Raw genomic sequence first — 21,437 nt, 5'->3', positions numbered from 1 at the left:
ATTAAAATTCAATAAAAATAAGGAGATGGATAAAATGGATATTTTTCTAATTATCGGTATGATAATAGGCCTACTTACTATTGTTACAGGAATGGGATTAAACGGGACTAATCTTATGGTGCTATTAAATCCAGAGGCTGCAATCATTATTCTTATTGGAACTTCGGCGGCAGTTATGAATTCATTCCCCAAAAAAGAGTTTCTTAATATCCCTAAAGTTTTAGGAGCTTTGTTTAGAGATAATAAAGATGTAGGTCCATCAGAAGCAATTAGTCAATTGGTAGAAATGTCGCAATTATCTAGGAAAAATGGTTTATTGGCATTAGAGCCACAAGTTTCTACTATGTCTAATAAATTTATGAAAAAGGGACTATCAATGGTTATAGATGGAACCGAACCAGCCTATGTAAGGGAAGTGTTAGAGATTGAAATTAATGCCACAGAGGAAAGACATCGTCTTGGGGCACAAGTTTTTACAACAGCAGGAGGATCTTCACCTACATTAGGTGTTTTAGGAGCTGTTATTGGTTTAATAGGCGCTCTTGGAAATTTAGAGGATACTGGTGCGCTTGGTGAGAAGATAGCCGGGGCTTTTGTAGCTACTCTCTATGGTATTTTTTTTGGGTATGTAATTTTACATCCTTTTGCATCTAGACTTAAACGAAAATCTCTTGAGGAAATAAACACTATGTATATTCTGTTAGAAGGTATTTTAGCATTGCAAGCTGGTGAAAATCCAAAAAGTATTCAAAATAAGCTTATGGGTATGCTAGAACCAAAGGAACAAATTAAAATGCAATCAGAATTAGATAAAGAAAGTTAATTCTAGGGAGGATAATTATGACTAAGAAAAAAGAGCATCATGAAGAACATGTAGACGAAACATGGCTTATTCCATATTCAGATATGCTTACATTATTATTAGCACTTTTTATAGTTATGTTTGCTATGAGTAAGGTAGATGCAGAAAAATTTGCTAAGGTTAGTGCAAGCTTAAATAGTGCCTTTGTGGGAGGAACCTCTGTTTTGGAAAAAGGTGATAGTGGTACTTCAACAGACGGTACCCCATCAATTGTTGAGGAATTAACTAATGGGCAAATAGAGCAAGAAAGTATGAATCAAGCTAAATCTGAAATTGAACAAAGGATTAATACTGCGGGCTATTCCGATAAAATTGAAGTTTCAGTTAACGAATCTGGGTTAGCTATTAATATAAAAGATACTGTTCTTTTTGATTCTGCAAAAGCAGATGTAAAAGAAGAGAGTAATCCTTTGTTAATGCAGATTTCACAATCGTTGAAAGGGTTCGATAACGACATAAAGGTAATAGGTTACACAGATAATAGGCCAATAAACAATGGAGAATTTCGTTCAAACTGGGATCTAAGTGCAATGCGTGCAATAAATACAATGCAATTTTTGAGTCAGTACGGGGGATTACCAGAAGATAAATTATCAATTGAAGCTTACGGAGAGCATAAGGCAAAATATGATAACTCAACAGAAGAAGGACAATCAGGTAATAGAAGAGTAGAAATTAGTATCCTTAGAAAATATCCTGTTGAAGATCCTGTAAGTACAGATATTAATCAATAGTCTAATCATAAAGAAAAAAAAGTATCAGTCATGATAGATTGATACTTTTTTCTTTAATATTATTTTATTAAATACATCTCTTCTTAGCTTTCTTGACAACTTACTTAAAAATATTTAACAGATTAAATTATTTTTATGAGAATTAAAAGTTTCTTGCAATTTGTTGCGCTTCTTCTATAGATTTATTAATTTTACCTTCAACATCCGCACCAATAACATCTACATTTTCTATTGCAATTGTTTCTACTTCTCCAATTCCAAAGAATCCAAGTATTGTTCTTAAATATTTATCTCCCATTTCATATGGAGCATTAACATATTCTCCACCTCTTGATACTATGTGTACAGCTTTTCTATCATTTAAAAGCCCTACTGGCCCTTGTGCTGTATATGTAAATGTAATTCCAGTTACACTTATATAATCTATATAAGCTTTTAATATTGCAGGAATGCTTAAGTTCCACATTGGTGCTGCAATTACATACTTATCTGCTTCTGCAAATTGATAGGCATACTTTAAGATTGGATTATTTTTACTTTCTTCATTCTTAGGTCCAAATATTTTCTCTAAATCATCTGGTCTTAAAAAATCTATCTTTTCTTCATATAAATCTAATGTAACAACTTCATCATTTGGATTAGACTTTTTATATTCTTCTATAAATCTATCCGCCACCTTAAAAGTTCTTGATTGTCCCTCTTTTTTAATGTTTGCTTTAATATATAATACTTTATTCATAATTTTCTCCTTCTTTGTTTCAATATTATTTATAATTGATAATGAAAATTTCTACATAACCATCCATAACGCCTTAAGTTTATCACTAATTAGTAATAAATATCGAAAAAATTTTATATTTCTTTAAATTTTTTTAATATTTTTTTCAATGTAAGCTTTTCTTCATCAGTTAAAATATCAAATATTTTACTAATATTAATAATATGTTCCGGTAAAATATTCGATATAATGTCTTTCCCCTTATCTGTTAGTGATATAATAGTAGACCTCTTATCTTGTGGGTCCGAATATTTTTTAACTAAACCGTCCTTTTCTAAATTTTTTATTACTACGGTCATATTCCCAGAGGTAGTTAATATTTTTTCTATTATCTCACATATCTTTAAATCACCTTTTGTATATAAAGCTTCTAACACACCAAATTGAGCACCAGTTAAACCATTTTTTTTAATAGTTTTATATTCTATTTTATGAATTTTATGCTCTGCTCTAGTAAAAACAACTAATGTAGATAAATTTAATTTATTATTTTTAATTAGTTCATTTATATTATCCATGAATATAATTTATCACTAATTAGTTACATTGTCAATATACCTTTGTTTTATACTGACTAATCTTTACATCTTTTATAATCATTTAATAATCTTATAAAATGATTAGATTCCCTTAATACATGATCAGCAAGAAGTGGTAAGAATATAGCTTTTATTTTACATTCATCAATCCCCTTTGTTCCTGCTTGTTTAAACTCATTAAGTTTTATAGTCTCATTTAAAGTTTCTAATGTAATACTAGATATTGTTTCATCTGTCATAGTTTTTGCTTTTTCAATTAAAGCAGCATATTCCTTAGCAAATTTATCTGAAGCCTCAATTAATTTATTTTCAGAAGGATCAAGTAGACCCCTAATAAATAATGCATGTTCCATCATAATTTGATCCCAAAATAGTTCACTTTGTTTAATATTTTTCTTTTCAATATCCTCTCCATTTTCAAGATCTACAATGTAAGCTCTATATAATTTAGCTTCCCTAATTATATGTTCAATAAGTAAAGGGTAATTTACTGTGAAAATTTCGCTAGATAGCATACCATTTAATACTCTCACTTTTAAATCTATAAGTCCATCAAGTAATTTTATAGCTTTTTTATTAATCTTTTTTATAATATTTATCATCTCAGGTTTGATATTGGGATTTATTCCATAATCTAACTTTGATTCAAGCATAGTTATCTTTTTATTTATAGGTATACCCGTAAAATATTCTGTTTTTTTCTCAGTGCTTAAAGTGTACTCAGTAATAATTTCACCAGAATCTAATATGCTTTCTCTAACAATTCCATTACTTAATTTCACTGTATCTAATAAAAGTTTTTCAAATTCTACTTTAAAAGAATCCGCTTCCTTAGAAAGCTTAGTATTTTTAGGTGTAAAACCTGCCTCTAAAAAAAGAGAATGTTCTTTCATAATTCTCGCGAAAAATAGGTGTTGTTCAAGTGATAAAATAACATACTTATTATCATTTAACATCATTGTCCTCCAAAAAAAAATTATATACTATTATATTCTTAAGTTTACGTTTCGTTCATATTATTTTCTAAAAGTAATACTTATTTACTTCTTTTACTTAAATGTTAGACACTATTCAAATAATTTTGTTTAAACCAAATAAAAAGTACTCCTTCTTATAATTAAGATAACAATTAATTATAAGAAGGAGTACTTTTTTATATCAAATCTATCTATTTTGTATTCTCTAATCATCTAACAACTTGAAAAAATTAGTTGCTATTTCAATTTTAATATCCTATATCCTATATCTTTTTATTAAACTTTTTCAATAAATCCCTTTTCATACATCTTTTCCGCATTTTGAAAATATGCCATACCAGTCTTCATCTTTTTAAAATTTAATTTATTGTAAAAGCTCTCTTTTCCTGGAGAAGCATATAATATTGTGTTACATTGTGGAATTGATTCTAAAATATTATTAATAATTATTCTTCCAATCCCACTTCCTTGATAACTTGGTAATACAGCCACATCATATATAGCTGCTTGATATACTCCATCTGAAATAGATCTTCCAAACCCAATCAACTCATTACCATCATATATAAATACTGTACTATAACTATTTTCAAAAGCTTTTTTATGTGTATCTTCATCAAAATAACTCATACCAGCTGCTTTTAATATTTCTTTTATATTATTCCAATCTATATTAGAACAATCATTTTCCACTCTTATATCCATAATTTCACCTCTTTTTACTTATTCAAGTATATTTCATTGATTATTTTATATAACATAATCTTGTTATGCATTTATTCACATTGGTATAATTCTAACGGAAGGTTATCAGGATCTTCAAAGAATGTAAACTTCCTACCTGTAAACTCATCCACTCTGATAGGTTCTGTTTCTATCCCTTTACTATTTAGTTCTCTTACTGATTCTTCAATATTTTCTACCTCTAAGGCAAGATGTCTTAATCCACAGCCCTCTGGATAACTTTGCCTCTTTGGTGGATTCGAAAATGAAAATAACTCTATTTGGTTATCTCCTAATCTTAAATCCAATTTATATGAATCTCTCTCTTTTCTGTATACTTCTCTTATTATTTCAAGACCTAATTTTTCTACATAAAATTCTTTTGACCTATTATAATCCGAAGAAATAATAGCTACATGATGTATCTTATTAAATTTCATCTCTTACCCTCCTATGACTTTTAAGGAAATAAAGTTACCATCTTTCTAATTTTCTTTAAATAGCTTATGATAACTTTTTATTTCTTTCATCTATTATTCTCTAATTAATTTTTTCTAAGGTATTGTAAAATTAATTGCCATTGTATTATCTAAAATCAAAATATATATTTTCTCAAAGGATTCAATTTCATCATTCTTAAACTTATATGCCTTATATGTATTAATTAATTCATTGACACCTTTATTCGATTTACATAATTCATCAAATTCACTACTATTTTTATATAAATTTAACACATCCTCAATTATATCCATATATTGTTCTTCAATATAAACTATCTTTTTAACATTTTTATTTTGATCCATAAACTTATTCAGTCTCTCCGAATTTATACTCTTTGATAATAACTTCTTATTCTTTGTATGAGTTTCAGCTACTAATTTGGGTTTTACCTGATACTTTTTATTCCATTTTTTCGAATTAACTATACAACCTATTTCATATAAATCTTTTATCAACTCTAAATCCTTTTTACTTACTTCACTAAATATATATCCAGCAACATTTGACCCAAATTCTTCTAAAACATGATACTTACCATCTATATATTTTGCCAGCATCCAATAATTTTCTATTAAATCTTCTGTATAATCTAAAACACAATGCCTACTCCCATTAGATTTAAAATTCCAATGATCTGATATTCTTAAACTTCCCTCTGGTTTATAGTCCCAAGTAATTCCTGGTACATTATAATAAGTTTTGCTATATGGACTTTTATTAATATAATCAAATTTACTAATTTCCTCTAATACGTTCTTTGGTGTTATCATTGCTCTTTGTGGTAATAATATTTTTTTCATAATTTTTCTCCTAACTACTTTATCTAAATAGTATGTGTAAATTATAAAAATTTAATTGTGAAATTGTATTACTTTCAAATTTTATTATTTATTACCCCATTTTTAGTTTCCTAATTAAAATCCACTTATAAAGCTTAATGCTATTAAGCCTTGTCCTACATAATAAAATATTAAGTTTATATTTGATATATAAGGTTTACAGTCATCATAAAACAAGTAAAAACATAAAAGTGCATCTGATATAAAAAATAATACTGTTCCTGTTATTAATAATATTGTACCTACTGGATTTGAGTTTGCTATAGAAATAATTGATATTGATTTAGTAAGCATAGCACTTAGTATAATCCCGTACACAATCACAAAGGGAAAAAGATTTTCAAAATTAAATTTTTTGATTTTTGTAAGAAATATAATTGCTATTATCAAAAGAATAACAAATATTATTAAGTCCATAACTTTTAAAGGTACTAAAGCAATAAATCCTAAGGTATAAAAAACATGTGCAACTGAAAAACTTAAAAGTCCCAAAATAAACATATTCCTAGTATTTATATCCTTGCTATTATGAAAAACAAGAAATACATCTCCTAGCATTGAGAAAATCAAAGCTATTAAAATTAATATAAAGTATTCAGATTTTTCTTGCCAGGGATATGCACTAGCTATACATGTCCCAATAAATAAAAAGCTAGTACTTGTTTTGAATATTTTTTTATATACCTCATTTGGGTTTAAATTAAAAATAATTAACATTGTTAATGAAATAATCATTAAGAAAAACATTACAAATGGAATCATTATTAAATCTCCTTTCACACTAAAATATTATATATTTAACTAGATAATATATATATTTTATCCCTTCTAAATTTATTCTATATATATGTATATTTCATTAACTTCATCCTTATATTCATTAATAATAATTTGATCATATTGCTCAATATAGCTCACATAGTTGGCTACAAAGGATAATAATTCTGCTAAATCATTTTCCTTAATTAGCATATTTGCATAATACTCAGTCGTATTCCATTTTTTCTCCTCAAACTCATCTTTTAATTCCTTATAACTTTAACTCTCCATTCTTCCCAACCATTATATACAGATTTATCTCCTTTTTTCAATAATTTATTGAAAGACTTAGTTTTATCTTTATTGTCAAAGTCATCAGTATTAATACATATTTCTCTCCTTTTTCAGTTCCTATTAATAATATTAAGCTAAATCGCTTTACTATGTAGTGTTATTTTATACTTATATTATAACAATTAAAATATTTTTTTTAAACTTATTCGCCTTAAATTTTCAATTATTCTCTAATATTTATATATAGCTATTCCACAATTCGCCACATTCTTTGCACTAGACATACCATTCTGTTAATCCATCTGACACAGGCAAACCAAGAGGTTAATTTTCAGTATAGATAATCATACTTCTTGTACCAATATAATCCTTATTAACCTAGCAAAAAAATAAAACAACCTACACAGCCTGTCGAGATTGTACTTCGATAAGTTTATTTTCGATTTTCAACATTAATTTAAAACATATAGAATTATTTTAGTAAATTGTTTTAAAATCACAAATTGTCTAATATTATATACTAGCTAATATAAATTTTGTATTTTAATTATTATTTTAAAGGAGGAATAATTATAAAATAATATAAAATTTAACAAACCTTATATAACCTAATTTAATGAAATGGGGGATTTAAAAGTGAAAAAAGTTTTTAATTCAATTCTATCCTTATTTATGGCTTTTGCTTTATTTTTAGCTCCAGTAAAAGTAAATGCTGCAACTGGCAGTGATTTATTAAAGGTTCATTATATCGATGTGGGACAAGGTGATTCTATCTATATTCAATACAAAGATTATGATATTTTAATAGATGCTGGTGATAATAATATGGGGGATAGAGTTGTAAATTATTTAAAACCACTAATCAAAGGAAATTTAGAGCTTGTTATTGCTACTCATCCGGATGCTGACCATATAGGTGGAATGGATACAGTTTTAAAAAGTTTCAAAGCAAATAAAATTATAGATAGCGGAATGTCTGGTACCTCAATAACTTATTCAGATTATCTAAAACAAGTTAATGCACAAGTTAAAAATGGCGCTGTTTATTCTGGCGATTCTGATATGACTATAAATATTAGTAATGGCGTTAAACTTGATATTATAGAAACTGGTGATAATAACGGAAGTACTAATAATAATTCTGTTGTTGCAAAATTAACTTATGAAAAAATCAAATATCTTTTTACAGGAGATATGGAACAAAAAGTAGAGAAAAAAATACTGAACAGAGATCTTAAAGCAGATGTATTAAAAGCTGGACATCATGGTTCTAAAACTGCTACAAGTCCTGAATTTTTACAAAAAGTAAATCCTAAATATACAATAATAAGTGCAGGACCAAATAATAAATTTGGACATCCTCATGCTGAAACAATAAATACATTGAATTCATTTAATATACCTTATTATATTACAAAAGACTTAGGAAATATTATAGTTTCAACAAATGGAACATCTTTAAGTATAAATGATGATGAAGTTAATGTTCCCCCTAATGAAAACGATGTCAACTTAGGCGATGATACAAAGTCCGAAAATCCAGAAAATCCTGGAGATAATCCAACTCCTGATTCAACTACTAACTCAGATATCTATATAAAAAATATAGATTCTAAAAGTGAAATTGTTATAATTGAAAACAATTCAGATAAATCAATTGATATGAGTGGTTGGTATATGATTTCAACTACTGGAAATCAAATATTTAATTTTCCTGATAGTTTTGAATTAAAGGCAGGAAGCACTATAAATCTTATTTCAGGGAGAGGTTCAAATTCAGACGGAGTTTCTAGCTTAAAATGGTCCAATTCTTATATTTGGTCCGATACCTATGACCCTGGTGAATTATATGATTCATCAAATACTTTAATCTCAAGTTTTGGCAAATAGTTCCCTTAAATTATTATTAATAAATTTAACTGCTGTTTTAAAAATGTTTTCATTCTAAATATTAGGGATGCCCTAATAAATAGGACATCCCTTTTGCCTTGCTTATTTTATGTTATTTATAAATACAAATAACATTTCTATTTTCTTATAAAATACTTTTATTCAATATATATAAATATTGCTTCAATAGATGCAGTTATTTTATTTTGCCCAGCTTCAATAGGTGTACTTGCATCTGCGGCTTTAAATGTTATTGGTGTTAAAGAATCTCCTCTACATCCCCCTTGCTCAACTATTTGAATTGGCACAATATTCACTTTTACTTTAAGTTTATTTGCTATAATTAAGGCTTTATCTTGAGCATCCTCAATAGCTAATTTTAATGCTTCATTATAATACTTTGATCTATCCGAAACTATAAAACTTATATTATTTACAACATTTGTCCCATTCCTTACCGCAGTATCAATTATTTCTCCCACATCATTTATATTTCTAACTACTACTTGCAAATAATTAGCAACTTCATAACCTGTAAATACCTGTCTTCCATCAGTAAAATCATATTTTGTTCTAATGTTATAATTTTGGGTTTGTATATCTTTTGCTAATACTCCCATACTTTTTATACTATCTATTACCTGCTGAGTTATTTCTGCATTTTCTTTTTGTGCTAATTCCAATTGTTTGTTTTCTGTTATAACCCCAATTACGATTTCTGCTATGTCTGGCTTTACATTTACTACTCCCACTCCGAAGACTTTCAATCTATTAGCATTTCTAAGAGTTTCCTCTTCTCTTCGATTATAACAATTGTAATTATTCGGAAATACCTCGCTATATCCTTGTTGATACATATATTTCATCCCTTTAAAATAATTAATTACTTTATACTATGATTGCTTTGAATAAATATATACTAAATTATATAAACTAAACTCTTTATTGTTTCTAAACCTATCACATTCAATAAAAACATTCTAAATTAAAAAAATTAGAAACATTTTTTCTTCCTACCAATAATTCTATATAATCAAAAAAGAGCCTAATTGGCTCTTTTTTGTTAATTATAATAATATACTATACTTTTTTTCTTCCTGAAATCATATCTACTATGAATGCTATTACAGCTATTGCAAGTAACCAATGAATCATAAGACCTCCAATACTAAATATAATTCCCAAAATCCAAAAACATACTATTATCGCACCAATCCAACTTAAAAAACCCATTTAAAACACTACCTTTCATATATATTTATTTAATAAATCTCCCTTAACATTATAATGACCAAAATTCTATTATCTATACCCATTCTATTTATAATCAAAGCTTAATTAATCTCTTTGATTTTTTTAGATACATCAAGAGTATACTCATACCTTATAGCTGGCTCATTATAGGTAAATGTTAATCCTATATTATCTTTTATATCTAGTGATATCTTTGCCATATCTTCTGGTGAGACAAACTTACTTTCTGCTTTATACTGTTAAATATTATAATTTCGACAAGATGAACATTTAAAATTATACAAAGCTTCTTTACTCATCATTATCTAGCTCCTTAAATCTTTCAACTTTAAAGCGTTCTAATGTGTAGGTGTCTGACAGCGATATATTTCCTTTGCTCATGGCAATTTCTACTTGTTGCTCCTTTGTATCAATCCCTTCTATATTTGGCAAAAGTAGTCCTCTTTTATCTCCAGATGTTACTATTACTCCATAATCTAAAGGATCTAACCTATCAAATAGAGTAGGTTCTGGTGGATATAGTAAGTCCACTGAAATATCTATATCAATTAGTTCATCCTTCTTAAGTGGTTGAAATCTTGGATCATCCAATGCTGCACTTAATGAATTTCTAATAATTTCTTCTCCGACACAACTAGTTGTAGGTTGAATAGTTCCTATGCATCCTCTAAGTTCCCCATTTATCTTTAACGAAACGAATACTCCCTTTTCATGATCTAAAAGAGAATTATCAGTTAACTCATCAATTGTAATTAGTCTTCCTTCATTAAAATATCTATCTAAATTAGTTCTTGCTAGTTTAGTGTATTGATTTCCTTCTGAAAGCCTTCTTTTATGTTCATTTTTTTTATCTTTTATAATATCTTCATAAAGATTTCCCTCTCCTTCTTTAAACTCTAAAGTTCCATATCCAACTCCAAGAGGTCCCTCATAGATAAGTAGTTTAGATTTTATAATTGTTGTATTTATTGCACCTGCTAATATATATAATGACCTTAAACCACATTCTCCAGCTTCATTAATTAGCCTTTTTTCTATATTAAAAAGATCTTTTAAATTTCCTGATAATAATATATCTATCAAAGTATTATCGAAGGTTGCGCCAAGAGGTGTATAGTCATAAGGACCATTTCTAGTCAATCTGTGTGATAAATCTCCAGATGCTATTAATACTGCTTTTTTATTTGTTTGTTTTACAGCTCTTTTTATGGCTAATCCAAACTTCAAAAGCTCAATTGGTGAAAGCAACCCATAAGTAATATGAACTAATTTATGATTTTTGCTTTTATCTGCATAATATAAGGGCACTATTGCTCCATGATCTAGCTCTAGAGGCACATTATATCTAGGAGTAGTTTTTTCATCTAAATTAGCCACTAAAACATTACTTTGTTTTGCACAATCAATTATTTTATTAGTTAATTCCAAATCAATCTCATAATTAAAACTAACTTCTTCTGCGCCAAACTTCCCTAAATCACCCTTAATATAATTAGAAGTAACAATAGCAATAGCATCTCTAAATACAACTCCATGCGGAGAAATAATAATTATAGTTTCTGCATCTAAATTATCTATCTTTTCGCCTACGGCCTTGCATGCATTAACTGTTTTTATAACTTTATCTTCTTCACCTCTGCCAACCTCAGGGATAATAATAGGTGGATGTGGCATTAAAAAATAATTTAGCATATTTTCACCTCCAATATAATTTACTATTATATTGTTCCCTAACATGAGAATTTTATCATTAACAATCATCTATATTTATTATAAATAAATATAATATAAAAGTTAAAACGTAATACTTAACAAAAATAAATAAACAAGACTAAACTAATAACGATAATTTTTCCTCTAATTTCCAGTATATATTAAATATAAATGGTTAACATAATAACATAGGGTGCATAACAGTCGAGTCAAGATTTATATATGCTTTTTTAAAAGGTGTATGTAGTTCGGTCAAAGATTATATGTAGGTTAAAGACATTAGAAACCTTTAGTTTATATATACTCAGCGAGAAGATTTTATATTGTTAGGAAAAGCTTTTATATAGTCGATTTATTTGATTATATATAGGTTCCAACTTATGATATAAGGTCGAGCTAAGATTATATCTAGTATTGACTGATTCTAAAAATCCAATGGTTATATCTAGCCGAAAGGTTATTTATAGTTATGTAAATATTTTATATAGTTGAGCAAACCATCTTCATAGGTAAATAGTTGCTATTTAATAGTCGCAAGATTATTATTTGGTGACATTCATTATCTATTAATGATAATTTTTTACTTATGTTTGTGCAAGTTAAGATTGTTATGTGCTCTATTTAATTAAAACAGCAACACAATTTATTATTATTAATAAATTGGTTGTTGTTTTTTTGTTAGGGAGCTGAAAGAAAATAACGAGTCAAAGATTCTATCTTTACTTCATAAACTGATAAATTTTTAATCTAACCTATGTCTGATTTTATATATTCTTTGTAGATTTATTTTAATTGAAGTATATTATCAATAAATTAAAAAAGAAGGAGTATCCTTTAGATATACACCTTCTTTTTTATTATTTTAAACTCTCATATTATACATAACTTATCGCTCATATTTATTTACTTCTTTAATAAAATTTATATATAAATTATACCGCAATAAAAACTACATAAATTTTTCTTATTACTATGGCATCATTACAGTATCTATTACATGTATAACTCCATTTTTTGCTATAATATCTTTAACTATTACTTTAGCCCCATCAATAAATACTTCATTATTCTTAACTTCTATTTTTGCTTTAGCTCCATTTACCATTGTTATTTCCTTACCATCTAATTTAATTAAATCTGCAGCAAGGATTTTGCCTGGAGTAACATGATAAGTTAGAATATTTACAAGATTCTTCTTGTTTTCTGCTTTTAAAAGATCACTAATTGTGTTTGCTGGAAGTTTTGCAAATGCATCATCTATAGGTGCAAATACTGTAAATGGTCCATTACCTTTAAGTGTATTAACTAAGTCAGCAGACTTTAAAGCATCTACTAAAGTTTTGAATCTACCATCACTTATAGCTATGTCAACTATATCACTAGAATTTTTCGCGTCATCTTTATCTAATAAATTTGTAACTTGAATTTCAGCAAAACATTTTACCGGAATAAACTGAGTAAGCAACGCCACCATAACCAATGTTATAGCAATACTAAATTTTTTTTTCATAATAAAACTCCTCTTCTATTTATTATTTTTTCGACTCAATTCTAGTATGTCCCTATAATTACTTTTATATTTATTGTTTTTCATCATTATTCATTTTTATTAATTCATCTTTATTGCTTCTTATTACATCTAACTCACTTATTATCCTATATTTTAGTTATATACTTAAGGTGTGCAGATAAATATCCTAAAAATTAAATTTCTAGAATAATAACCTCTATAGAATTTTTTTTATAAGTTATGTTATAATTTAGACTGCTTACTTATAAATTATTTATAAAATAATTTAACACTATTGTTAGAACTAAAGGAGATTTAATATGAGAATAATATTAGAAAACAACTTATGTGTAAATAGATCCTACATTAATTTAAAGAAATTACCAATAAAAACCTCATTAAGAAGAGGTACAGTTAATGACGCTGGCTTTAAGAGCATTTATATAATAGATCAATCTACACAAGATTTATGTAAAGATAATAATTACACAATAGAATTTAGTAAAGGAATTGAGAAAATAACATTTGATAGAGAGCAGTTAAATGAAATGTTGCTCGTTGAAATTAATTATTCATCTAGAAGTGGCTTCAAATCTGCTAAATTCAAGGTTTTTGTTGTTTTAGGAAAGATTAAATATGCTATACCTTTTAATTCATTTGAAGATGTTTATAATAATTGCATGGATATATTAGCAAGAGAACTTCATGGAACAGAAGAATTAACTTACATAAAAGAAAGCTTTAATAATTTAGAAAGCGAAGAAATATTAGTAGATATTAACTTAAACTTAGAAAGATTAGCAGAATTTAAAGACAAGGTAAACTATAAAAGAAATATTTATTATTTTGTAGTAAATAATGTAGATTCATGTACTTCAAAGTATGATATAAATAATAAAACTAATGAAATAGAAATAACTGATAGTGTAAAAGTACTAAGATATAACTATAACACTAGGCTTTATACCTTAGTAAAACCTAGTAATAGTGTAACTATACTAAAATTAGTAGAAACTGATATTGTTTGTGATTTAGGTGATGCTACAGATAAAAATAGTTTCCCTACAGTTAGTATATATACTGAATACGGCCTAGGAAAATTATTAGATATTAAAAATAATGTTATACCAACCAGTACTACATTATCATTATTTGCTAATATATTAGACTTAGGATTAGAAGTTCTGAATTAGTATTAGGCACCTCTAAATAAAAAAGAGTTAGTGTAAAAGCTAACTCTTACATAACCCACATTTTATTTATTATATAATTAAACATCATCACTATACAAGTTGTAATAACAATTGCTACTACTTTATTCATATTTATTATATTAAAACCATACTATTTTTCTTCTGACTTTATAATAAATTGATCAATTATATACTTAGGTCTTGATTTAACTTCAATATATATTTTACCTACATATTCCCCTATTACCCCTAGACATAGAAGTTGTATTCCACCTAGCATCCATATAGATGCAACTACTGTAGTCCAACCTTGAACCGTATATCCATTTATCCATGTTACTAAGAAGTAAGCTAATGCTGTAAGACTTGAAAAAAACATTATTATGCCCATAACTAATACTAATCTAATTGGCTTAACACTAAAAGATGTTATTCCTTCAAATGCAAATGAAATCATCTTTTTCAAAGGATATTTAGACTCGCCTGCAAAACGTTCATTTCTTTCATATGAAACAATATCAGATTTAAATCCTACAAGAGGTACTATTCCTCTTAAAAATAAATTTACTTCTTTAAATTCAGCTAATGAATCTAAGGCTTTTCTACTCATCAATCTATAATCTGCATGATTGTAGATTATATCAACTCCTAAGAATTTTATAACCTTATAAAATCCTTGTGCTGTACTTCTTTTAAAGAATGTATCGCTTTTTCTATCGCTCCGTACTCCGTAAACAACCTCACAGCCTTCATAAAACTTTTCAATAAATTTATCTATTACATTTATATCATCTTGTAGATCTGCATCTAAAGATATTACAGCATCACATTCATCCTTTACAGTCATTAACCCTGCTAATAAAGCATTTTGATGTCCTCTATTTCTTGAAAGTTTAATACCACCAAATAATTCATTATTATTTTTAAGTTCTTCTATAATACTCCAAGTTTTATCTTTACTTCCATCGTCAACAAATATTACTCTGCTATACTCATTGATATCTTTATTATCAATTAATGTTTTCATTTTTAGTTCTAATCTTTTTGCTGTTTCGCACAGTACTTCTTCCTCGTTATAACAAGGTACTACTAAATATATTTTTTTCAACGTATTATTCTCCTTACTAATAATTATTTTAATATATATTAACCTGATATAGCTTTTCTACCTCTATCCTTAAACAACATTTCTAAAAACTCTGCTTGTATTATGAATATTATTGGTATTGCAAAGTATCTATATCTTGGTTGTACTTCTATTAATAGATGTGCTAAAAAATATCCTATAAATATTATTAAGTATAGATGAGTATTTTTAAAACCATCTTTTCTTCTTATTGTTATAATAATACTTCCTAAAAACATAATCATTAAAATCATATATTGTATCTTTTCTATTTTTATAAGTATATCTAGGTATTTATTATTTTGAACTTCATCTGTTAACGATAAATTCATTGATGTATCGTTTGCGCCCCACATAATTGCTGTTTTGTACGACATTGTTTTTACTAATGCTTTAGGATTTGATAATCTATCCTTTATTAATCCTAATTCTGCCTTTGTTCTTCCTTCTCTAGTCCCATATCCACTTAGATAAATATCATCATCTTCACTATATGACCCTTTTGTATCTGGATTTAACCCACAAACAAATTTCCATAATGGATCTTTATTTATTAATGGATCATTACTTATTCCCTCTTTCATAACTGCAAATGATGCAGCTTGAGAAACTAGTATAATTACCATTATTATTCCTAAAAACTCTGCTAAGCTTTTCCCTATTTCTTTATAATCTAATAAATTTTTAAATATTATAAATAATATTATTGCAATTATTACTATAGAGCCTTCTGGTCTAACTATATCTCCAATTCCTATTGAAAGACCTATAAGTATCCATTTATATTTTTTATTAACATTACTAATTAACAAATATATTCCTGTATAAAATAGAAGTGTAGCTAAATGTTGATTAGTAAGTACTGATGTACTTACTATACTTGATATATAAAAACAATATCCTAATGATACTACTTTAGCTCCCTTATTTGAGCCCATTTTTTTACCTGTTAAATAAATTATAACAGGTATTAATGAAACTATTAATACATTAAATACCTTTATTATTAATAATGAATCTCCAAAAAACTTTATAATTCCAACTAGATACATAGTAAACCCTAATTGGTAAACCCATGTTTTAAAATATCCACTATTTAATATATAATCATAATTTCCACCAGCAATATTTTGAGCACCTTCATACATAAAAGCAAAATCTGAAATTGGCTCTGTTTTTATTGATAATACCCATACTAATCTTATAATAAATGATGTAGAAAATAGAACTATTAAAAACTTTTTATTATCTTCTATTTTACAACCCCACCAAATTAATATACCTATAGCTACTATAGCCAAAATTATAACTAAAATATCACTATATTTATTAAATGAAAATAAACTATTCAAACTTATACCTAAAACTAAATTAATAAAAACTATTGATGCTGCAAATATACTGGCTAAATAAAGCACAACATTTGAAGACATACTCTTTAAACACTTTCTAATCTGAATTCCCTCATTTCTTATATATTTTTAAGCACTTTAGAATTTATTTATTTACTTATACTCTACACTGTTATAAGCCTTTATTCTAATGAATAAATAAATTTATGCATTTTATTTGTAGTTGCTTCCCTATTTATACGCATTCTATAATATCCATTTTCAAATCCACTTGTTAAGTCTTCATCTTCTGGGAACCTAGCTTGTTGTATTGTTTTATTTTTAATTCCTAATACTTTAGTACTAATTGATAGTATTTCTGTATTTGTTAAGTTAGTTTTTACTAAAGGTAATAACTCTGTAATTACCCCCGGAACTTCTGTTATACTAACATCCTTAAACTTTTCAAATAAAGCTGATAAGACATCTCTTTGTCTTTCTGTTCTTTTAAAATCTCTCCCTGATGTATATCTTATTCTACAGTAAGCTGCTGCTTGTGTACCATTAAGATTATGTATTCCTGCTGATGTTATAGGGCTAGTATTACTTCCATTCATCTTATCTAATCCTGCTATATAAGAATTTATAAATTGAATTTCTTCATTAGTAACCTCTATTTCAACTCCACCCAGTTTATCTATAACAATTGGTAAGTTACCCAAATTAACTTGTATAAACTTATCAATTTGAAGGTTAAAATTTGTATTTATAGCCTTCATTGATAGTGCTGGTCCGCCAAGCATAATTACATCATTTATATTTTGCTCACCATATCCTTGAACTTCCATTGTAGTATCTCTCATAATTGAGCTTAACTTTAGTTCCCCTTTAACATGATTTATAGTTGCTATCATAATTGAATCAGATGCTGTACTGTCTGTCCCACTTTTATCTGTCCCAAATAAAGCAATATTTGTAATATCAGCCTCTTCCTTAGCAGGTTCTTGTCCATTATCTTTTATATCTTCCCTATTAATTTCTACTCTATCAACCTTAGATGATAAATTAACTACATAGATTCCCCCTATAGCAATAATAAGTGCAAAAATACTAATTATTGATATTAAAATAGCTTTCTTTTTTGATATTTTTTTTGATGTCTCTTTTCTTAATCTTTTACTCATATTTATCCCCTTACCTTATTAAGACCTTAAAAAAAATAATAGATCCAAGTGAGATGTATGTCTCAAAGTAGACTAGTAAATCGGTCTATTTTTTTAAAAGTGCCTATATATTTTTGTACAATATTTGCATTATACCATATATATGCCTATAATTTCTTCTGTTTTCTTTTTAACCATTCTATTACTTTTTTAATGCTAGCCCTAATTTTTTTAAACTAGCCTTCTGTAGTAACTATTTTACTATCATAAATCTAACAAAATTATCAGATGGATTATTTAATAAATCGTAACAATTACCTATTAATAAGCATAATGTGTTTAGAGGTTACTATTTAAACTATTTACTAAGGAGGAAATTATAGATGAGTAATGAAATGTGTAATGAATGTAATCATTGTATAACTTCAAGAGAGGCAGAGCTATCTAGCCCCCAATTGCAAAATGTATTTGCAGGAAATCCATTATATTTGGGGTTAGCTATAGTAGGAGGACAAGGTCCTAGTATAATCTATGATGTTACAGGCAATTTGTTTTTAAATAGAGGCTTATATCTAGTATCTTATAGCACATCAGCAGTATGGACAACAACACCATATGGAACAAACGAAGCAATTATTGGGTTAACACTTAATAATGTACTTCTTGCAGATTCAGTATCACAGGTTGAAATCCCACCACAAACAACCGATGTGGGACCAGTTCCTTTTAAACTAAATTTAGCTAAAACAATACTTGTTAGAGTAACTTCAAACTATTCACGTTTAAAATTAGTTAATGAAAGTAACCAAGTCATGGGATTCGTCAATACAGTATTAACACTGGTAAAATTAGACTAACTGTAGATACGGAAGACGTATTCTTTTGTCTTTAAAATAAATATTTCTAAATAGCAGCTTATGTAAATATGCTGCTATTTTTCTACTCCTTCTTAATTTTTTCAAGAATCCTAAATATAAGTTAGTCTTTAATCTTACCTCTAATTATACTTGTAAATATAGACATTTTTAAAGCCAAAGGTATTACCTACAAAGAATATAGATAATGGAAAAGAAAACATTCTAGGCATTTCTAAAATACATATGTATTTTACATCATCTATCATTACAATAGGCATCATATTTTCTTTGTACATAGTTAACTCTTTTTTCTCTTTTAGACAGTATTCAATTAACTCATCTGTAAATTCCCTAGGTTTAGTTATTGGTTTATTTGGTTCAAACCACATAACATGTTTTTCAGGAATATATCCTTTCACCTTAGTTATAAAATCATTAGCTATACTCGTAAATGTAACTCCCCTAGATTCTAAATTTTCTATCTTCTCTAAATATTCATCAGTATTTAATTCAGTTAATGATTTCTCTTGCTGTTTAATTTCTTCACATATTTCTATAGCTTGTTCCATCTTTTTAATTTTACTACTCATATCAGTGACATATTTACTCATACAAGTTTCTAGAGTTAATGAACCTTTCTGGATAAGAGAGATATCTTCAATAGATATTCCAAGCTTTCTTAATAGTTTAATTTCTTTTAAGATTTTAACATCTTCCTCTAAATAATCTCTATACTGGTTATCTTCATTACGATTAGGATTTAATAATTCTACCTTTTCATAAAATCTAATATTCCTTTTTGTTATACCAGTTATTAATTCAACTTCACCAATTTTCATAAATATAACCTCCCTTTGTTATTATCTTAAGGCTTCCACTAGGTGGAGTGTCAATACTTATCTTCAAAAATAATATTTTTAATATAAATATTATTATTTATGATAATATTATAATATTTAATTTAAATAAAAAACTACGATAAACCATTTAATTCTATCGTAGTTTCAATTCTATATATATAAGTTACATAATACTTATTCCTTATTTAATGTATAAGTATTTAATTCACCTTCTAGTGTACCGTTAAAATAACTTGTTCCATTAACATCATATCTAATAGCATATGTTATACCCCCACCACCATCTCTTATTCCTTTTATTTGAACTTCTCCTACTGCCGGAGCAATAATTTCTTTTGCCTTATGTTTAATCATAAAAGCTTCTCCTACTGGTGCACCATTTACAATTACTTGCACATAATCTCCATCTTCAGCAGCATAATCCCACACCCAAATTTTAGTATCTTTAATCTCTGATTTATGTGTAATTGTATAATCCTTAGCCTGCGCATTTTCATCTTTTGATAATAAAATAGTTCCGGCCGAAAGAGCAGTAGATACTTTATTTTCCAATGCATTTTTAGCTGATTGAGAAGTATCTACTTTTGATCCCCCCATAGCAATAAATGGAACTATTGAAACTGCTATACATATTACTCCGAATATTTTAAGAGGTTTTTCAATCTGTTTTCTCCTAGCCTTTTCATGAATATCTCTTTTTTCTTCTTCTATTATGTGATTTTCTTCACTTGTGCCATTTTCTTCATAATTAACATCAAATTGTGGCTCATCACTCTGATTTTGATAAATATTAAATTGTTCATTTGTATCTTCATTTATATTTATAGGAGTTTTCTTGGCTTTATTAATACTATTTTTTAAATTATGTTGTTCATTACTCATAAATTCACCTCTCCTCAATATACTTTACTGGCTTTAGATTAAAGTAAATACACATTGCTATTCTACAAACCACTATTTGCACTATCATTAAAATAAAAAACTTAGCATGACGAGCATCATCTTTTACTTGATAACCCATGTTTAATATTATAAGCCCAACACTAAGAATTATTAGGTTTACATAGAAAATTTTTATAAGCGAATATAACCAAGGTAATTTTTTATACATTTTCCTCAATGGAGGTATAAGAAGAGATCCCCCAATAAAAAGTCCACATATACCTATAAGTGCTCCCCCCATATTTTGTCCAGCGAATCCAGAATTTCTCACCGAACTAACTGATGTAAAAAAACTAATTGGCATAAACACTAACAGCAATAATACAAAACACATTGGGAAAATAAAATAAATAACAGCCATAGTATTTTAAACTGGTACCTATAGAATGGACAGTTAGAAAAAAAGTGCTAAACATTTATTTAACTGACTCTATTTTATAGGGTCTTTTTTTATTGTAAAATATTCTAAAGGAGGATTGTAGTTATGGGAAGAATCTATTTTACAGATGAACAATTGAAAGATTTATCAGTAAATCCATTTGTAAAAAAAGCTAGTAATAAAGCTATTACTTATACAGATGAATTTAAG

At 27.2% G+C, this 21,437-nt stretch carries 23 protein-coding genes; 5 read left to right on the top strand and 18 right to left on the bottom strand.

From position 1 onward, the window contains the following. The first annotated feature begins 34 nt into the window (after positions 1-34). Complete coding sequence (gene motA, locus BLS77_RS14670) at positions 35-823, top strand: flagellar motor stator protein MotA (RefSeq protein WP_089971531.1); 789 nt, start codon at positions 35-37, stop codon at positions 821-823. Between the two features lie 17 nt (positions 824-840). After that, positions 841-1,596 (top strand): flagellar motor protein MotB, encoded by a 756-nt coding sequence (locus BLS77_RS14665; RefSeq protein ID WP_089971528.1) that lies wholly within the window; start codon positions 841-843, stop codon positions 1,594-1,596. A gap of 142 nt (positions 1,597-1,738) precedes the next feature. Here BLS77_RS14665 and BLS77_RS14660 read toward each other — a convergent pair whose 3' ends face one another. From BLS77_RS14660 to BLS77_RS19975, 8 genes are all read right to left on the bottom strand, one after another. Further along, a complete protein-coding gene (locus BLS77_RS14660; protein ID WP_089971526.1) occupies positions 1,739-2,335 on the bottom strand; it encodes an FMN-dependent NADH-azoreductase in 597 nt (198 codons plus the stop codon). Positions 2,336-2,448: 113 nt separating this feature from the next. After that, entirely contained in the window at positions 2,449-2,892 is a 444-nt protein-coding gene (locus tag BLS77_RS14655; RefSeq protein WP_089971523.1) for a MarR family winged helix-turn-helix transcriptional regulator, read from the bottom strand. Between the two features lie 56 nt (positions 2,893-2,948). After that, positions 2,949-3,869 carry a DUF2935 domain-containing protein gene (locus BLS77_RS14650; RefSeq protein WP_089971520.1) on the bottom strand — a complete coding sequence of 307 codons (921 nt, stop codon included), beginning with the start codon at positions 3,867-3,869 and terminating at the stop codon, positions 2,949-2,951. Positions 3,870-4,166: 297 nt separating this feature from the next. Beyond that, positions 4,167-4,595, bottom strand: coding sequence for a GNAT family N-acetyltransferase (locus BLS77_RS14645; protein ID WP_089971518.1), 429 nt, complete (start codon positions 4,593-4,595; stop codon positions 4,167-4,169). Between the two features lie 71 nt (positions 4,596-4,666). After that, on the bottom strand, positions 4,667-5,053 hold the full coding sequence (gene gloA2 / locus BLS77_RS14640; RefSeq protein WP_089971516.1) for an SMU1112c/YaeR family gloxylase I-like metalloprotein: 387 nt from the start codon (positions 5,051-5,053) through the stop codon (positions 4,667-4,669). 114 nt (positions 5,054-5,167) lie between these two features. Further along, positions 5,168-5,917 (bottom strand): hypothetical protein, encoded by a 750-nt coding sequence (locus tag BLS77_RS14635; protein ID WP_089971513.1) that lies wholly within the window; start codon positions 5,915-5,917, stop codon positions 5,168-5,170. A 114-nt stretch (positions 5,918-6,031) separates the two neighbouring features. Then, on the bottom strand, positions 6,032-6,718 hold the full coding sequence (locus BLS77_RS14630) for a lysoplasmalogenase (RefSeq protein ID WP_089971510.1): 687 nt from the start codon (positions 6,716-6,718) through the stop codon (positions 6,032-6,034). 72 nt (positions 6,719-6,790) lie between these two features. Next, positions 6,791-6,928, bottom strand: a complete 138-nt coding sequence (locus BLS77_RS19975) for a hypothetical protein (RefSeq protein WP_175490871.1) — start codon at positions 6,926-6,928, stop codon at positions 6,791-6,793. A 717-nt stretch (positions 6,929-7,645) separates the two neighbouring features. Between BLS77_RS19975 and BLS77_RS14625 the strand changes: the two genes are divergently transcribed. Next, on the top strand, positions 7,646-8,899 hold the full coding sequence (locus BLS77_RS14625) for an MBL fold metallo-hydrolase (RefSeq protein WP_175490870.1): 1,254 nt from the start codon (positions 7,646-7,648) through the stop codon (positions 8,897-8,899). Positions 8,900-9,057: 158 nt separating this feature from the next. Here BLS77_RS14625 and BLS77_RS14620 read toward each other — a convergent pair whose 3' ends face one another. From BLS77_RS14620 to BLS77_RS14610, 4 genes are all read right to left on the bottom strand, one after another. Then, entirely contained in the window at positions 9,058-9,765 is a 708-nt protein-coding gene (locus tag BLS77_RS14620) for an SIMPL domain-containing protein (protein WP_242873995.1), read from the bottom strand. 214 nt (positions 9,766-9,979) lie between these two features. Beyond that, positions 9,980-10,132, bottom strand: coding sequence for a lmo0937 family membrane protein (locus BLS77_RS19530; protein WP_139164849.1), 153 nt, complete (start codon positions 10,130-10,132; stop codon positions 9,980-9,982). A gap of 312 nt (positions 10,133-10,444) precedes the next feature. Further along, a complete protein-coding gene (gene amrA / locus BLS77_RS14615; protein ID WP_089971501.1) occupies positions 10,445-11,845 on the bottom strand; it encodes an AmmeMemoRadiSam system protein A in 1,401 nt (466 codons plus the stop codon). Positions 11,846-12,836: 991 nt separating this feature from the next. Continuing rightward, a complete protein-coding gene (locus BLS77_RS14610) occupies positions 12,837-13,376 on the bottom strand; it encodes a fasciclin domain-containing protein (RefSeq protein WP_089971498.1) in 540 nt (179 codons plus the stop codon). A 320-nt stretch (positions 13,377-13,696) separates the two neighbouring features. Between BLS77_RS14610 and BLS77_RS14605 the strand changes: the two genes are divergently transcribed. Then, positions 13,697-14,569, top strand: coding sequence for a hypothetical protein (locus BLS77_RS14605; protein WP_089971495.1), 873 nt, complete (start codon positions 13,697-13,699; stop codon positions 14,567-14,569). 151 nt (positions 14,570-14,720) lie between these two features. On the opposite strand, the gene BLS77_RS14600 is transcribed toward BLS77_RS14605, so the two are convergent. The 3 genes from BLS77_RS14600 to BLS77_RS14590 form a co-directional block, all read right to left on the bottom strand. Next, the gene (locus BLS77_RS14600) at positions 14,721-15,677 is read right to left on the bottom strand and encodes a glycosyltransferase family 2 protein (RefSeq protein ID WP_089971492.1); all 957 of its coding nucleotides are present in this window, start codon (positions 15,675-15,677) and stop codon (positions 14,721-14,723) included. A 38-nt stretch (positions 15,678-15,715) separates the two neighbouring features. Beyond that, entirely contained in the window at positions 15,716-17,128 is a 1,413-nt protein-coding gene (locus BLS77_RS14595; protein ID WP_089971489.1) for a glycosyltransferase family 39 protein, read from the bottom strand. Positions 17,129-17,229: 101 nt separating this feature from the next. Then, positions 17,230-18,210: an LCP family protein gene (locus tag BLS77_RS14590; protein WP_089971487.1), complete on the bottom strand. Its 981-nt coding sequence runs from the start codon at positions 18,208-18,210 to the stop codon at positions 17,230-17,232. A gap of 362 nt (positions 18,211-18,572) precedes the next feature. On the opposite strand from BLS77_RS14590, the gene BLS77_RS14585 reads away from it, so the two are divergent. Beyond that, positions 18,573-19,046 carry a hypothetical protein gene (locus tag BLS77_RS14585; RefSeq protein WP_089971485.1) on the top strand — a complete coding sequence of 158 codons (474 nt, stop codon included), beginning with the start codon at positions 18,573-18,575 and terminating at the stop codon, positions 19,044-19,046. 140 nt (positions 19,047-19,186) lie between these two features. Here the strand turns inward: BLS77_RS14585 and BLS77_RS14580 are convergent, their stop codons facing one another. The 3 genes from BLS77_RS14580 to BLS77_RS20155 all read right to left on the bottom strand — a co-directional run bounded on the left by BLS77_RS14580 (position 19,187) and on the right by BLS77_RS20155 (position 21,182). Next, the gene (locus tag BLS77_RS14580; protein WP_089971484.1) at positions 19,187-19,885 is read right to left on the bottom strand and encodes a MerR family transcriptional regulator; all 699 of its coding nucleotides are present in this window, start codon (positions 19,883-19,885) and stop codon (positions 19,187-19,189) included. Between the two features lie 195 nt (positions 19,886-20,080). Continuing rightward, positions 20,081-20,788: a hypothetical protein gene (locus BLS77_RS14575; RefSeq protein ID WP_089971481.1), complete on the bottom strand. Its 708-nt coding sequence runs from the start codon at positions 20,786-20,788 to the stop codon at positions 20,081-20,083. Between the two features lie 4 nt (positions 20,789-20,792). After that, positions 20,793-21,182, bottom strand: a complete 390-nt coding sequence (locus tag BLS77_RS20155) for a hypothetical protein (RefSeq protein WP_242873994.1) — start codon at positions 21,180-21,182, stop codon at positions 20,793-20,795. Positions 21,183-21,437 lie beyond the last annotated feature (255 nt).

Origin of the sequence: Clostridium gasigenes (genome assembly GCF_900104115.1) — a bacterium.
Taxonomy (GTDB): domain Bacteria; phylum Bacillota; class Clostridia; order Clostridiales; family Clostridiaceae; genus Clostridium; species Clostridium gasigenes.
Note: the sequence above shows the minus strand (reverse complement) of the source record. Positions and strands in the feature narration are given on the sequence as shown.

Bases quoted from the DNA above. Each gene is read 5' to 3' on its own strand.
- BLS77_RS14605 (WP_089971495.1), top strand. From the start codon at position 13,697: ATGAGAATAATATTAGAAAACAACTTATGTGTAAATAGATCCTACATT.
- BLS77_RS14650 (WP_089971520.1), bottom strand. From the start codon at position 3,869: ATGTTAAATGATAATAAGTATGTTATTTTATCACTTGAACAACACCTA.
- BLS77_RS14585 (WP_089971485.1), top strand. From the start codon at position 18,573: ATGAGTAATGAAATGTGTAATGAATGTAATCATTGTATAACTTCAAGA.
- BLS77_RS14630 (WP_089971510.1), bottom strand. From the start codon at position 6,718: ATGATTCCATTTGTAATGTTTTTCTTAATGATTATTTCATTAACAATG.
- BLS77_RS14595 (WP_089971489.1), bottom strand. From the start codon at position 17,128: ATGTCTTCAAATGTTGTGCTTTATTTAGCCAGTATATTTGCAGCATCA.
- BLS77_RS14580 (WP_089971484.1), bottom strand. From the start codon at position 19,885: ATGAAAATTGGTGAAGTTGAATTAATAACTGGTATAACAAAAAGGAAT.
- BLS77_RS14610 (WP_089971498.1), bottom strand. From the start codon at position 13,376: ATGAAAAAAAAATTTAGTATTGCTATAACATTGGTTATGGTGGCGTTG.
- BLS77_RS14660 (WP_089971526.1), bottom strand. From the start codon at position 2,335: ATGAATAAAGTATTATATATTAAAGCAAACATTAAAAAAGAGGGACAA.
- amrA (WP_089971501.1), bottom strand. From the start codon at position 11,845: ATGCTAAATTATTTTTTAATGCCACATCCACCTATTATTATCCCTGAG.
- BLS77_RS14635 (WP_089971513.1), bottom strand. From the start codon at position 5,917: ATGAAAAAAATATTATTACCACAAAGAGCAATGATAACACCAAAGAAC.
- BLS77_RS20155 (WP_242873994.1), bottom strand. From the start codon at position 21,182: ATGTGTTTTGTATTATTGCTGTTAGTGTTTATGCCAATTAGTTTTTTT.
- BLS77_RS14620 (WP_242873995.1), bottom strand. From the start codon at position 9,765: ATGAAATATATGTATCAACAAGGATATAGCGAGGTATTTCCGAATAAT.
- BLS77_RS14590 (WP_089971487.1), bottom strand. From the start codon at position 18,210: ATGAGTAAAAGATTAAGAAAAGAGACATCAAAAAAAATATCAAAAAAG.
- BLS77_RS14665 (WP_089971528.1), top strand. From the start codon at position 841: ATGACTAAGAAAAAAGAGCATCATGAAGAACATGTAGACGAAACATGG.
- BLS77_RS19975 (WP_175490871.1), bottom strand. From the start codon at position 6,928: ATGCTAATTAAGGAAAATGATTTAGCAGAATTATTATCCTTTGTAGCC.
- gloA2 (WP_089971516.1), bottom strand. From the start codon at position 5,053: ATGAAATTTAATAAGATACATCATGTAGCTATTATTTCTTCGGATTAT.
- motA (WP_089971531.1), top strand. From the start codon at position 35: ATGGATATTTTTCTAATTATCGGTATGATAATAGGCCTACTTACTATT.
- BLS77_RS14655 (WP_089971523.1), bottom strand. From the start codon at position 2,892: ATGGATAATATAAATGAACTAATTAAAAATAATAAATTAAATTTATCT.
- BLS77_RS14575 (WP_089971481.1), bottom strand. From the start codon at position 20,788: ATGAGTAATGAACAACATAATTTAAAAAATAGTATTAATAAAGCCAAG.
- BLS77_RS19530 (WP_139164849.1), bottom strand. From the start codon at position 10,132: ATGGGTTTTTTAAGTTGGATTGGTGCGATAATAGTATGTTTTTGGATT.
- BLS77_RS14645 (WP_089971518.1), bottom strand. From the start codon at position 4,595: ATGGATATAAGAGTGGAAAATGATTGTTCTAATATAGATTGGAATAAT.